The 13,250-nt window shown below is 49.9% G+C and carries 10 protein-coding genes; 4 read left to right on the top strand and 6 right to left on the bottom strand.

The features are described 5' to 3' along the window. Positions 1-4: 4 nt before the first annotated feature. Genes HQ48_RS00490 through HQ48_RS00475 form a run of 4 tightly spaced genes read left to right on the top strand, consistent with a single transcriptional unit; the run spans position 5 to position 4,612 of the window. Positions 5-997, top strand: coding sequence for a glycosyltransferase family 2 protein (locus HQ48_RS00490; protein ID WP_044231201.1), 993 nt, complete (start codon positions 5-7; stop codon positions 995-997). Further along, positions 943-2,259, top strand: a complete 1,317-nt coding sequence (locus HQ48_RS00485; RefSeq protein WP_160225874.1) for a hypothetical protein — start codon at positions 943-945, stop codon at positions 2,257-2,259. Before HQ48_RS00490 ends, HQ48_RS00485 begins: the two co-directional genes overlap by 55 nt. After that, entirely contained in the window at positions 2,259-3,371 is a 1,113-nt protein-coding gene (locus HQ48_RS00480; RefSeq protein WP_044231199.1) for a glycosyltransferase family 4 protein, read from the top strand. The genes HQ48_RS00485 and HQ48_RS00480 overlap by 1 nt, the downstream gene beginning before the upstream one ends. Before the next feature lie 23 nt (positions 3,372-3,394). After that, on the top strand, positions 3,395-4,612 hold the full coding sequence (locus HQ48_RS00475; RefSeq protein WP_052408891.1) for a hypothetical protein: 1,218 nt from the start codon (positions 3,395-3,397) through the stop codon (positions 4,610-4,612). A gap of 86 nt (positions 4,613-4,698) precedes the next feature. On the opposite strand, the gene HQ48_RS00470 is transcribed toward HQ48_RS00475, so the two are convergent. From HQ48_RS00470 to HQ48_RS00445, 6 genes are all read right to left on the bottom strand, one after another. Further along, positions 4,699-5,907, bottom strand: a complete 1,209-nt coding sequence (locus tag HQ48_RS00470) for a bifunctional cobalt-precorrin-7 (C(5))-methyltransferase/cobalt-precorrin-6B (C(15))-methyltransferase (protein ID WP_044231198.1) — start codon at positions 5,905-5,907, stop codon at positions 4,699-4,701. After that, the gene (cobJ, locus tag HQ48_RS00465; protein WP_044231197.1) at positions 5,900-7,309 is read right to left on the bottom strand and encodes a precorrin-3B C(17)-methyltransferase; all 1,410 of its coding nucleotides are present in this window, start codon (positions 7,307-7,309) and stop codon (positions 5,900-5,902) included. Before cobJ ends, HQ48_RS00470 begins: the two co-directional genes overlap by 8 nt. Positions 7,310-7,437: 128 nt before the next feature. Beyond that, a complete protein-coding gene (locus HQ48_RS00460) occupies positions 7,438-8,691 on the bottom strand; it encodes a lipopolysaccharide biosynthesis protein (RefSeq protein ID WP_044231196.1) in 1,254 nt (417 codons plus the stop codon). A 99-nt stretch (positions 8,692-8,790) separates the two neighbouring features. Then, positions 8,791-10,128: an MATE family efflux transporter gene (locus tag HQ48_RS00455; RefSeq protein WP_235300171.1), complete on the bottom strand. Its 1,338-nt coding sequence runs from the start codon at positions 10,126-10,128 to the stop codon at positions 8,791-8,793. Further along, positions 10,128-10,760: a Crp/Fnr family transcriptional regulator gene (locus HQ48_RS00450; protein ID WP_044231193.1), complete on the bottom strand. Its 633-nt coding sequence runs from the start codon at positions 10,758-10,760 to the stop codon at positions 10,128-10,130. The genes HQ48_RS00455 and HQ48_RS00450 overlap by 1 nt, the downstream gene beginning before the upstream one ends. A 218-nt stretch (positions 10,761-10,978) precedes the next feature. Beyond that, the gene (locus tag HQ48_RS00445) at positions 10,979-12,910 is read right to left on the bottom strand and encodes a helix-hairpin-helix domain-containing protein (RefSeq protein ID WP_044231192.1); all 1,932 of its coding nucleotides are present in this window, start codon (positions 12,908-12,910) and stop codon (positions 10,979-10,981) included. Between the last annotated feature and the right edge of the window lie 340 nt (positions 12,911-13,250).

The raw sequence follows: 13,250 nt of genomic DNA, 5'->3' as shown, positions 1-13,250 counted from the left end.
AGATATGGATAGACCATTAGTTTCTATTATAACACCGATGTATAAGGTAGAGCAGGTACTACCCAGTTGTTTGGATTGCATGCTCTCCCAGACATATTCTCCTTTGGAGGTCATTTTCGTCGATGACTGTAGTCCAGACCATTCCTTATCGCTTGTTGAAGAGTACGCACACAGGTTAGAGGAGAGAGGCCATTTGATCAAGCTGATTAAGCACCAAGTTAATCAAGGTGTTGCATCGGCTCGGAATACGGGGCTAGAACAAGCTACGGGAGAGTATATTTACTACTTTGATGCAGACGATTATTTGGAATCCAATGGTATTGAGCTAATGGTTGCCCGAGCCATGAGCTCGGATGCTGCTATCGTAGGGTGTAACTGGCAGCTCAGTTACGAAGGGACGAAGCGAAAGATGTTTCAGCCCAAGGTACTAACCGGAGCAGAGGCTTTTACGAAGATGTGTGAAGGAGTTCTTAAATGGAACCTGTGGCTTTTCCTTGTTAGACGCTCCTTGTACGAGCAGGGGGAGATGTTAAGATTTGCTCCTCAGGAAAATATGGGAGAAGATATGATGATCATGGGGAAGCTATTCTTACGTGCGGAGAGGGTAGAAATGATAGATGAACATCTATATCACTACACCAAAACCAATTCGGGGTCGCTTACAGCTAACTATACGGATGCCCATTGGGCTCAGGTAGATGCTAATCTTAGGTCATTGTCGAGATGTGTAGATGGTTGCGGAACCGAAAGTCAGAAGAAAGAAATTGAGTATTTGAAACTCAATCTCAAGTTGCCCCTGCTCATCTCCCCTCGTAGGGCGGACTACCAACGATGGGCAGACTGGTTCCCGGAAGCCAATACATATATTATGCAGAATAGGACGCTACCGTTGCGTACGCGGCTCGTACAATTGGCCGCCAAGCATAAGCTTTGGGGGCTAGTGTGGCTTTATTATCATTTGATTATGCGATTTCTTTACAGCTTATTGTACAAGTAAAAGTAGATTTTATGCTGAAAGTATTACAGACATTATTGGTCGGTATTATAGTAGATCTTTACTGGTTCCCAGTTGCTCCTACCTTTGCGCCATCTGTCAATTCAAAAATGATAATGGCCATTGTGGGAGTATTGATTTTGTCTTTACAGGTTTTACGCAAACGTAATTATAGTACCCAGAAGTCTTTATTTGGGGCTACCTTCTTTGCTCTAGCTTATTCAGCGTGTAACCTCGTGGCGGTAGAACTTAACGATACTTTTGACTTTAGTTACGCTAGCTATATCACTACGTTTTTTGTTTGGTTATTTGCAGCTTATACTGCTATTGAAGCCATTCGTTGGAGGCATCAAAAGGTAACTATATCGCTACTCACGCTATACTTATCAGTGGTTTGCTCCCTCCAATGTATCATTGCTATTATTATAGATAAGTTCGAGGCTGCTAAGGCTGCTGTTAATTCGATTTTTTACATATCAGAGGAGTTTTTTGAGGAGATTGACAGACTTTATGGTATTGGTGCGGCTCTTGACCCTGCAGGGACGCGCTTTGCAATTGTCCTGATAATGATTGCTTTTGTCCTGAGCCTTGATGAGAAGGTTAAGAAAGAAGCAAGGACCACCCTCGTGTTATTGATATCTTTTATTATCATATCCGCTATTGGCAATATGATTTCTCGTACTACTTCTTCGGGAATGATCCTGGGGTTACTCGTGATGCTGTTCAACACAGGCTTGTATCGAATGACTATTAGTGCAGATAGTTTGCGAATGTTTAAGATCTTTGCCCCTATTATGATTTTGGGCATAGCAGCGACTGCTATTCTATACAATACGGATAGCTATACTCGATCGCTGCTTCGATACGGATTTGAGGGCTTTTTCAATTGGGTAGAAACGGGAGTTTGGACTACTGGATCTACAGAGACCCTCGCCACGATGTGGAGATGGCCGGAGACTACAAAAGGTTGGATTATAGGCATGGGAAGATACGGGTTGTTTGATTTTGGTACCGACATTGGGTATTGCCGTCTTATTCTGTATTCCGGACTTGTGGGCTTCTCTGTTTTTGCACTTTTGTTTGTCTATAATGCCTACGTGTTTATCACGAAATACCGTCGATATAGGTACATGTTCCTGGTATTACTAGCGATGTCCTTTATCATTTGGTACAAAGTTTCAACAGATTTATTCATGATTTATGCTCTTCTCTATTGTTTCGATGATGAAGAAGAGATGGGATATACACCTAAATTTTCACTTTGATGAAGATCGTTTATTGTATTCCTGCGATGGCCAATTCTGGAGGAATGGAGCGTGTGCTCTCTTGTAAGGCTAATTATTTAGTTAGCCTAGGGCATGAGGTGCATATCATAACCTCCGATCAAATGGGTAGATCTGTGTTTTTCCCGCTGGATCCTCGGATCCAGTTGCACGATTTAGGGATAAATCACGAGGTAACTAATGGTTCCCTATGGCGGAAGATCTTACAGTTTCCACTGAAGCGCTGGCGGCATGAGAAGGCCCTCAGAGCTTTATTGTTCAAGTTACGGGCTGATGTGGTCATCTCTATGTTCGGATTGGAATCCTCCTTCCTGCCACGGATTGAAGATGGCAGCCGCAAGATACTAGAGTATCATTTCTCCAAGCTGAAGCGCCTGCAGTACAATCGTAAAGGTCTCTGGCGTAAGCTTGATCTCTGGTATACTAAGCAGGATGAGCAGATTGTCCAGCTCTACGACGATTTCGTCGTCTTGACAGAGGAGGATAGACAGCTTTGGGGCGATCTGCCCAATATCCATGTGATACCTAACCCTCTACCTTTTGAGAGCGACGAAGTATCTATTTGTGAAGCTAAGCGTATTATTGCTGCGGGACGATACAACTACCAGAAGAACTTCGAAGAGTTGATCGAAATATGGGCTCAGATTGCTCCTCAGCATCCAGACTGGCGGCTAGATATCTATGGCGACGGAGAAGAACGTACGAACCTGCAGCGCCAAATAGACCAAGGGACAGTTCCTAACATCTGCCTGCAGCGACCAACCAAAGATATGCCTCAAGTTTATCTACAAAGTTCGCTCTATGTGATGACTTCCCACTACGAAGGTTTGCCGATGGTTCTTTTGGAGGCACAGACGATGGGGCTGCCCATAGTCGCCTATGCCTGCCAATGTGGCCCTCGTGATATTATCACTCATGGCGAGGACGGATATATCATAGAGCCGCATGATAAGGATTCTTTTTGCCAAGCGCTCCTGCGACTTATGAAAGACGAAGAACTGCGTAAGCGTATGGGAGTAAAGGCCAAAGTCGCTTCGAAACGATATACACTAGAGTCTGTGATGGAACAGTGGATCAAGTTGCTTACGAAGTAAGATCAATATGTTATACTACTGCAATGAATAAATCCTTACTGACTTTTGTCCTTCTAGGCTGCACGACAGCCGCACTTGCCGGGAGTGTAGATAAATTGACAGAGCAAGACGGCAAGCTCAATATATCAGGCTACATACAGGCTCAAGCTCAATGGGGTGAGCCTAAGGCCAAGCTTCGTGTGGGAGAGGCTAATAGTGGGAATGACGCCTATAATCGCTGGGGTATTAGGCGTGGCCATCTAAAGATTGAGTACAAACTGGGGCTTACTAAGTCAGTTTTTCAGCTTGATATGACGGAGAAGAAGCTAGGAATAAAGGATGCTTACTTTCAGATCGGTAGCCCTTGGAAGAAGATGAACAAGAGCTCTCTGAAGTTTGGACTCTTTAATCGTCCTTTCGGGCACGAAATCGCTTATTCATCATCCCAACGAGAATCCCCAGAGCGTTCGTTCATTTTCCCTGCTCTCTTCCCCCATGAGAGAGATTTAGGTGCTATGCTGACACTACAGGCTTCTGACCAATTATTTCTGAGTATGTTTAAGCTAGAGGCCGGTTTATTTGCTGGGAATGGGATTAATCCTGAGCGGGATAGTCGGCGTGATTTCATCGGGCACCTCACGGCGAGCGATCGTATCGGCGATTTGCTAGATTGGTCGATAGGTGCCTCCTACTACCATGGCTGTGTCCTGCAAACCACCGAACATGTTTATCGTATGCAAGGGCATGGGTTCGTCCACTACGAGTCTGAGGCTTACAGAGGAGCTTTCGCCATACGCAGGTATTGGGGGCTGGACGGCCGGTTTGCTCTGAGTACACCTCTAGGCAAGACCCAGCTCAGAGCCGAGTATCTATGGGGAGATCAGCCTAGCACGCAGAAGAGCCACAAGAGCCCAGACACGTCCAAGGTCGAACAGGCTAATATGTTTATCCGTCCTATTGCCGGTGGCTATGCTATGCTTGTGCAGGAATTGGGTACTTTACCTCTATCGCTTGTGGCTAAATACGATTGGTTTGATCCCAATACCTCTGTCGCAGATGAGCAGATAGGTAATGGAGAGACGACTAGTGCAGATATCTCTCAGAGGACAGTTGGGGTGGGACTTCTGTGGCACATCAATAATTCGTTGTTGATGCAGGCTTATGCTGACTTCAATTTTAATGAAGTGTCTTCCGCCGTCAAGGGCTACGAAGCCGATCGTCGAGATGATGTGCTGACGCTTCGCTTGCAGTATAAGTTCTAACGTCTAAGGATGACGACCAATATTAAACGGGTATCAGCAATTCAGAAGGAGTGCTGATACCCGTTTAACGTTGAGAGTATAAGGTGCTATCCCTTCGGCACGGCTCTAAGAATCGTGATTGGGTTATGTTCATCTAGGGCAATACGTACTTCGTGGTCGATTGTCCAGCCGACCGCTTTTGTGGCAGATCGGAATAGATCAAGGGTGTCGGACGATACGGAATTGAATACGATGCGTCCTTGTTCCTGCATCTTCTCTGTAAGGCGTTGCATGAAGCCAAGTAGCTCTCCCCCATGCCCGCCGATAAAGACGGCATCTGGTGCCTCCAATGTGCTAATATCAGCTTGCATAAAGTCACCAATGTAGTGCTCAATGCCGGGTGTGCCGAACCGGCGTGCATTATCTCTGATCAGCAGATCTCCGTCGGGCCGGATCTCGAAACTCGTTATTTTGAGATGAGGGAACTGTAGCTTAGCCTCCACCGATACCGATCCCGTACAGAAGCCTACGTCCCATAGCCGCTGGCAGTGGTGCAAGTCTAGCGCACTCAAGCTAAGTAGTCTGATTGGCATTTTGGTAATCATCTTGGCTCGTCCGTTGAGTAGATGAAAGTCCCCCTCCGACAAACCTAATGGAGCACAGTATTCAAGTGGTTCTGTGGCCTCTATAATCAGGCAGTTTGGCTGCTCAAAGGAGAGCTTTGCGGCTTCGTCGAGGCTGAGTGTATAGAGTTCTTGGCGTGCTCCGCCTAGGCGAACCCCTATGTGCATTCGATACTTGGTATATCCAAACTCGAGCATTCTCTGCGCAATGAGCTCGGGCGTATTTTTACGGTCAGTAAGTACGCCTAGCTTACTGGTCCGCTCGATCAGTGCACGATCGAACTCATGCCAGGGCCTCCCCGTGAGCGAGCACACTCGCATATCATGATAGGGAAGCGTTAAGGCGTGGGCTAGTAGCTGGAGCGAATTGAAGTATGGGAAAGTCCGTTTTACTAAGTTGGGGAACTCTCGCATCAGTGTCGTTGTGTAACCAAAGAAGAGCGGATCTCCCGAGGCAAAGACGAAGATTGGTTCGTTTACTGCTCTGTATTGCTCGAAGACTTCCGCTAGTGGCACTGTTACATCAATCCACTTGGCTTGCTCGGGTAGTAAGTGTCCTACCAGCTCTCGGTGACGTTTCCCCCCACTAAATACACGATGTTCCTTGATTGTTTGCATCACTTCGTCGGCAAAGCGGGAGCCAACCTCGTCGCTCATGCCAACCACCGTGAAGCTCAGCCCCTGTCTAGACATCACGCCCGGGTCTTAGTTGCTCGGCATCGTCGAGCGTTAGTATAGAGTTCACCAGTGTAGCCGCAAGATTGCTACCGCCCTTGCGTCCACGAACGACAATCTTAGGGGTATGGCGGAAGCTCATCGCCATGTGTTTGGACTCGCATACATTGACGAATCCCACGGGTGAGGCAATGATTCCACTTGGCTTAGCCTTGCCTTTGCGTATCAGGTCACAGAGCTCTATGAGCGCTGTAGGGGCGTTCCCAAAGGCGAATAGCGCATCGGGGTGCTCCTCCACAGCTAGACGAATACCTGCTTGAGTGCGAGTGATACCATACCTCTGGGCTAACTCTGGCACACGAGGGTCGTGTAAGTAGCACTTAGCCTCTACGCCTAACCTCTCCAGAGCCCCTTTGCGAATACCCGATACTACCATTGTTACATCTGTGATTACGGTCTTGAGTTTACCTGACACAACCGCCTCGTGTAGCCTCCGTACCGCATCTTGGTCTGTATAGAGTATATCCTCCATCTCGAAATCAGCGGTGGTGTGGATCGCATGCAGGAGTGCCCATTTGTGGTCGAGAGGGATATTGGGGCATTTGAGCTCGCCTGCGATCGTGCGGAAACTCTCGATCATGATGCTTTGGCCTAGTTTCACGTTCTCAGTTTCTTCTTCACGGTAATAACCTCTGGGGGTAATGAAGTGATTTTCCCAAGTGTAGCTCTGTGAGTTGCCGATAAGAATTACGGTAAACATGTCGATTTTCTCTGGGTCGAACTCGGTGAGCGTGGTGAGGGTTACTTGTTCCTCGGCTCGTCCTGCCTGACGCACATAACCAATAGGTGTTTCAGGTGAACGGTATTGCCCGAAGATTTCGAGCAGACGGTAGAGTTGCCAGTAGCGACCATGGCTCTTGGGGTTGTAGATAGCTGTGACGAAATCGGCGGAGGCTGCGGCAGTGATGCGCTGTTCGATGCGAGCCCAAGGGGTCATCAGATCTGAGAGGCTGATGATGCAGAGGTCGTGGCCGATAGGGCAGCCGAGCAGAGAAGCGGCCTTCTGGAAGGCGCTAATGCCTGGCAGTACCTCGATTTCGATATGCTCTGCGCCTTTATCACGCTTCATCTCATAGATGAGTGGTGCCATGCCGTAGATGCCTGCATCTCCCGAGCTAATCACACAGACATCTTTCCCCTCTAGAGCGTAGCGGAAGGCTTCCTCGGCACGCTGTCGCTCTTTCTTCATACCGCTATCTATGCAGATCGTTTCGGGGCGAAGATAGGCCTCGATGAATTGGAAATAATACTTGTAGCCTACTACTACATCGGCTGTACGCACAGCCTCGAGTACAGCAGGAGTAATGTCTTCTGCCCCACCGGGGCCGAGGCCTGCTACGACAATCTTATGCTTATCCATTGATTGATGCTTGACTATATATAGGTATAATGGTTATTGAATGCCTTTTGTTGCTGGTTTGGCCATATCTTTCTTAGGGCATGGCTTCAGTGGAGAAGCCCTTGTCTAGATAGATGTCAGACGAATGGCTAGAGCTGAATATTCAATTCATAGCGACGAGCTAGGCTTAGGAGGAATGCGAAATAGAGTACTTGCTCCACGAAAACTAGGCTGTAATAGTAAGGAATGAATGTCCCGAAGTCCCAAAGCCAGAAGCCTGACACGATAACAACGAGCTCAAATAGGAGCATCAATACTTGGGCGTATAGATTGGATTTCTGACGCCCTAAAATGTCGGGAAGAACGTTGAATATCGAGTTGGCGAAGGTAAAGATAAGGCTTGGTAGCATCCACAAAATAACCTCGGCAGAGGCAAGCCAGCGATCCCCAACGAATAATACTACAAGTGGTTCGATACAGAAGGCTAGGCTTATGGCTATGACTAGACCAATGGTTAGGATCAGACCAATAGGCCTGCGAATTAACCCCCATAGCGATGCTCGCATGGATACTGTGCGGCTCATGCGCTCGAAGTAGACTTGCCCGATACTCTCCGACAGTACGAGTAGAGGTCGGCGTGCGAGCATCGTACTCATCGTTAAGATCCCCACTTCGCTGATTGAGTAGGCGAAAGGGATAAGTAGAATGAGTAGACTGGCCAGAGCTGTATTAATCAGCGTCTGAGGAGTGCTATAGCGCAGGAAGTTGATATGTCGCTTCAGGGCGATTAGTCGGGCCTTACGGGGGGGGGCTTCGTGCCAGATGCGTTTCGCAAAGCGGATAATAGGTATTAGTCCCAGTAGCGAAGCCAAGGCGGAGGAGAGTAGAAGCATCGCTGCCGATGGGTCACGCAGGCCAAAGAGCACTTTCAGTAGGTTGTTGCTCACTGTGCGTACCCCCTGTGAGATGGCTAGATGCCCGTAGCGTTTTAGGCGTAGTGTAAGCATGCTGCTTGCACTGAAGATTGCCAAGAGTAGTACGTACAGAGGCATCCACCAAGTGTACCCGCCAAGAGGGATGTAGGCAGCGAATTTGTTAGCGAGGTAGATGAAGATAAATAGGTTTACTGTGCCGACTATCGCTAGCTCAATGGAGCTGCGAAATAGCCCCCAAGCCTCCCTATCGTTTGGGACGACGACGATTGCCTGTTCATAGCGCCCCATGATGCCTATGGCGAATAGCCCACTCCATGCGAGGAAGGAGCCGAGTATCCCCATAGCCTCCTCACTGTACTGGCGTCCGATGAAGACGAGTAAGAGCAGAGCGACAATCTGCCCTAGAGCTCCTGAGGAGAATAACTTGAGGCTATCTCGGAGGATATTCTGTTTGGGTTGTGCTACCAATCTCTAAGTCCTGATATGATTTGTTGTAGGCAAAGTTAAGGACAAAAACGGCAGTGACAACTCTAGTATGATCGACACATTAACTTCGCCTCTCGCAGTCTACTGGGCTATGAGCCGTCCCACTAGCCTGCGTCCCCAATAGGCAGAGAGGAGGGAACGTACCGCCAAGTAGAGGACGAAAGCGAGCCAGAGAGCATCTACTCCTAGTGTAGAGTGTAGTAGCCAATACGTGACGAAGAATGCGATCCATGCGATTAGCACGGCTTGGCTCATAGGCTTGCTCGTCGTAGCCCCAACGAAGATGCCGTCCCAGAGGAAAGCTCCAAATGAGGCAATAGGTACTAGTACTGCCCACAGACGGTGCTCTAGTGCATAGGCTAAGACGTCTGCCTTATCACTAAGTAGATATAGCAGAGGTTCGGCGAAGAAATAGAATACTAGTGACATCAGCGGAGCGATCCCCCAACCGATAGCGAAGAGCGCACGCAGCATTCCCTTTAGATCCCCCCAGCGTTTGGCACCGATATACTTGCCTGTGAGAGCCTCGCCAGCGTAGGCAAAGCCGTCCATGAAATAGGCAAATATGGTGAAGAACTGCATCAGCAGGGTATTCCCTCCTAGGGGTACAGAGCCATAGGAGCTACCTGCGTGTATGAAGTAGAGCGAGATCGACCCGAGCATGATGGTGCGTAGTAGCAAATACTTAGCGATATGCAGATAGGAGGTTAATTCGCCCAGAGAGTAGAAATCCCTCAGTTCTAGATGTAGGAAGTAGTGGCGATAGCGTAGCGCAGCGATACCGACCATTATCGCTACCGCTGTGTACTGAGCGATAACCGTTCCCCAAGCGATGCCCTCGACGCCTAACCCCCAGTATCTGACCAAGGCAAATGAGAAAGCGATGTTGAGGACGTTGCTGATGATCGTCGTGATCATCGGTACAATGGTATTCTGTATCCCCACAAACCAGCCGTTCAGGACGTATAAGAGCAGGGCTGCGGGTGCACCTAGATAAGCGACTTGCAGATAGGCGAGTATCTCGTCATTGAGGCTTGTGGAGCCATCGTTGAGCGCAAGGCCGAGCTGGCAGAGTAGAGGGCTAATGAGCATGATAAGCACGCCTCCCAATAGAGCTATTGAGCTCCCTACGCAGATCTGCCGACAGATCCGCCGCTCGTCCCCCCTACCGTAGGCCTGCGCTGTGAAGCCGGTGGTGGCCATACGCAAGAAGCCCCATAGCCAAAAAGAGAAGGTGGCGACCATGGTGGCTAGAGCTACAGCTCCGATTGACTCAAGTGTGGGCATACGCCCAGCGATGGCCGTATCGGCTAGTGACAGTAGCGGAACGCTGATGTTGGAGATGATATTGGGTATAGCGAGCGATAGGATGCCTGCATACATCGATCGCCTAGTACCACTCGACTTTGTTGCTGACATTAGCTTTTGAGTAGCGTGTTTACAAGCTGATATTTACCAAATCGTTTGGTAACGATGCCCTCATCGATTAGCTCCGATAGGACACGCCCGAGCGACGGACGAGCCACACCCAGTAGCATCGCCATCTCCTCTTGGGTGCCGATCTGCCCGTGTGCACGCAGGTGTCCGATCAGCCGCTCCCTGAGGTTCTGTAGACTCAATAAGCTGATCTTCTGGCTTAGAAAGGCACTCCGATCGGAAATCTCACGCATAAAGGCACGCATTACACTCGGGTAGCGCTTCATTACATCGAGGAAGTACTCTCTATCGAGGAATAAGATCTCGCTCTCTGTCATCGTTTCGACCCCAACGGGGAAGGTGTTCTGGGTGCTGTATATGAAGGCTGGAGCAAGGAGTTGGGGTGCTTCGAGTAGGTCTATCGTAAGGCGCTTCTGATCTTCTCCGATCATTTGCGCACGCACACGCCCCTGCGTGAGGATCATCAGAGCACGTACACGCTCTCCTTGGCGTGCTACGATCTCACCCATGCGATAAGACGATACACGACTTGGCGACTCTTGAATAAGCGATCTAATTTCCTCCAGCTCCAACCCCTTGAATAGGGGCAATTCTTTGAGTTTCGATATATCCATTGTTTTGTCCTGATTGTGGCAATGCTCCGATAGTAGCGACACAACTCTCTCGGCGCCGCTTCCCGATCGTGCAGAGTAGTACTTAACCGGTATTTACTATAGCCTGCTTTGCATACTTACTACCCCTAGAACCTGTCCTAAGCAAAGCATCTCTGCACAGCCATTCATTGGCCCTGCAAAGGTAGAAAAAGGACTAATAGGGAGCAAAAAGCCCAGCTTCATAGCCGATATGATAGATGCGTCGAGAGGAGGCGTAGAGGATTGTGTCCCGACTGGTGTACAGCTCTGAGCCCGATTGCCCAGCGCCCAGAGAATTTGAGCTGAGCACCCAAAGAGAGTCTTGCTCCTCGCCCAGAGAGCATCAAGAGTCCGTATTCGTAGTTTAGGCGTGGCTCTGCCAAGTAGAGCCGAGCTGCCCAATGGTCTGTGTCGAAAAAAGCCAAAGAAGCCCAGAGAGATACAGGTGGTTGGGGGCTGTAGCGTACACGGCTATAGCCCATACGTCCGTAGCTCTGCCCTACACGACTGAGCGATATACCCACTTGCGTCTGCAAGTTCCTATACGCATAGGCCGTATGTAGGGCTAGGCGAAACCGCCCCTTGTGGTTCTGCTCGCTCTTGTGTGCTAGAGCCAGCCTAAGCCCGAGCTGCCCGAGTTGCTTCTCTACTGCGACGCTTAGTATGCGCCCATATCTTGCCTCTCTTGCTCTGCTTGTCTGCAAATCTCGGTACCAGTCTGCCGCTAGCTCGAGCTGAGCATAAGGAAGTAGCTCTCGGGTGCGGTAGTTAAGGCTTAGTCCTGCTTCTCCATTAGGGCGCAGCTTGTGTGTATGGCTCTGACCTTGGTATGTCCAGTAGGTTGGGCTGATGTACCTAGCTCCAGTTTGTATCTCTCCCCAGCGAGCGGAGTGATACTGTAGCATCTGTACCCATGCCCAGCCTTTCCTATCTGCACGGGCGACTTCTCCCCGGAGGCGTAGCCGTGCCGATTGTGTCTGCCAGTGGTAGCTTAGGCTGGCGGTGCGATGTAGGCCTATCCCCTCGAGTGCCTCCATGTGCGTTGCTCCCGTTGCTCTAGCTAGACGATAGCCCCCGAAGGAAGTCGCGACAGTTTGCAGGGCTATGTGCCATCTCCGCTCTACATAGCCTATCCTTGCTCCCCAAGTGAATAGGGAGATTTGTCTTCGTCGCTCCCATTCCTGCTGTGTGCGGTGTAGTCCCTGCTCGCTGAGCCCATGGATCAGCCCCTCGTCATCGATGCGTCCGTCTAATCTCCGCTTGGAGTAGATGAGAGAGAGTTGTAGTCGCTCGGATCCTAGCTCTACGGCGAGGCCTCTGCTCTTGTTGCTCTCGGTTAGAGAGCTTACGGGGCGAATTACCGATCGCCGATTTCCCTGCCAGTATGGTGCCCTAAGGCGGAAGCCCTGACCTATGACTAGCCCCTCACCCCAATGTACCCGATAGTCCCCTAGTATGGCACGGCGTACTAAACCCCACTGACCTAGATATAGATGCCCGGCATAGCTGTCGAAGCCTTGATGCTGCCCGTAGCGCCATGGCTCGTAGGTGTCTTGCTCTGCTCCTGCGAAGGCAGAGAATTGCTGTCCTTGGCGGTAGCTCCAACGTAGTGCTACGGCAGAGCCAGAGCCTAGATAGTCCTTCGGGATTTGTGCATCTAGACGATGTTGGGTGTTCAGTGCTAGTGTAGTATGCCCCTCTCTGGTTTGCACTGCTCGATGTGCCGAGCTGACATCATCGCACCGAAGCAATGGAGCTAGCAGATGCAGCGTGGCCTCGTCCCAGCCATCGAGAGTTTTGAGGTCATAGAGTGAGGCAATTTGCCCGCCCTGATCGGTTCGGTAGCGTATTAGCTGATAGATTTGATAGGGGGAGAGCAGGTAGAGGTCGGCCAGGTCCTCGGCAGAGGCCTGGTTAATGTTCAGAGGCTGCAACAGCAGTGCGTCAATGTGTTCTAGAGCTATAGATAAGGCAACCTCATCGATGAGTCCGTCTTGCAGTCGCCCTTGGAGCAGTTGTTCCAGATAGCTACGGGTACGCTCTTGGCTACTCGTTTGGGCTAATGTAGGGGATATGTAGAGGAGCGTACAGAGGAGCAATAGCTTTAGTCTGTGGCGACTCGTGTGTATCATGGGCGAGCGATCGGGATAATGCGTTGGATCATCTGTTCTCTAATCTGGCCGGAGGTATCGCTTAGCCGTGCCACAAGTATGAGCTGACCTTGGAGCCTAGTGGGGAGGTCGTGCAAATGTCCTAGATTGTGAGCAAGTCGCCTCACCCACTGCTGAGCAGTGGAGCCACTTACTCCCCACAGCTCGGCTCCCGTAGGCGTGTAGAGGTGTAGGCTGAGTAGCCACTTGGGTTGCTCCTCGGCAAGTCGGAGCAGATCTTCTATGTTCTTGTGCTTATCTGCTTGTCTCTTGTCGTCGAGCTCGTTGTCTGCTTCTAGAGAGTTGGGAGCAGCTGGTGTCG

Source organism: Porphyromonas sp. COT-290 OH3588 (assembly GCF_000769075.1).
Classification (GTDB): Bacteria; Bacteroidota; Bacteroidia; order Bacteroidales; family Porphyromonadaceae; genus Porphyromonas.
Note: the sequence above shows the minus strand (reverse complement) of the source record. Positions and strands in the feature narration are given on the sequence as shown.

Coding starts and splice junctions, on each gene's coding strand:
- HQ48_RS00475 (WP_052408891.1), top strand. CDS start 3,395: ATGAATAAATCCTTACTGACTTTTGTCCTTCTAGGCTGCACGACAGCC.
- HQ48_RS00455 (WP_235300171.1), bottom strand. CDS start 10,128: ATGTCAGCAACAAAGTCGAGTGGTACTAGGCGATCGATGTATGCAGGC.
- HQ48_RS00480 (WP_044231199.1), top strand. CDS start 2,259: ATGAAGATCGTTTATTGTATTCCTGCGATGGCCAATTCTGGAGGAATG.
- HQ48_RS00450 (WP_044231193.1), bottom strand. CDS start 10,760: ATGGATATATCGAAACTCAAAGAATTGCCCCTATTCAAGGGGTTGGAG.
- HQ48_RS00490 (WP_044231201.1), top strand. CDS start 5: ATGGATAGACCATTAGTTTCTATTATAACACCGATGTATAAGGTAGAG.
- HQ48_RS00445 (WP_044231192.1), bottom strand. CDS start 12,910: ATGATACACACGAGTCGCCACAGACTAAAGCTATTGCTCCTCTGTACG.
- cobJ (WP_044231197.1), bottom strand. CDS start 7,309: ATGGATAAGCATAAGATTGTCGTAGCAGGCCTCGGCCCCGGTGGGGCA.
- HQ48_RS00470 (WP_044231198.1), bottom strand. CDS start 5,907: ATGTCTAGACAGGGGCTGAGCTTCACGGTGGTTGGCATGAGCGACGAG.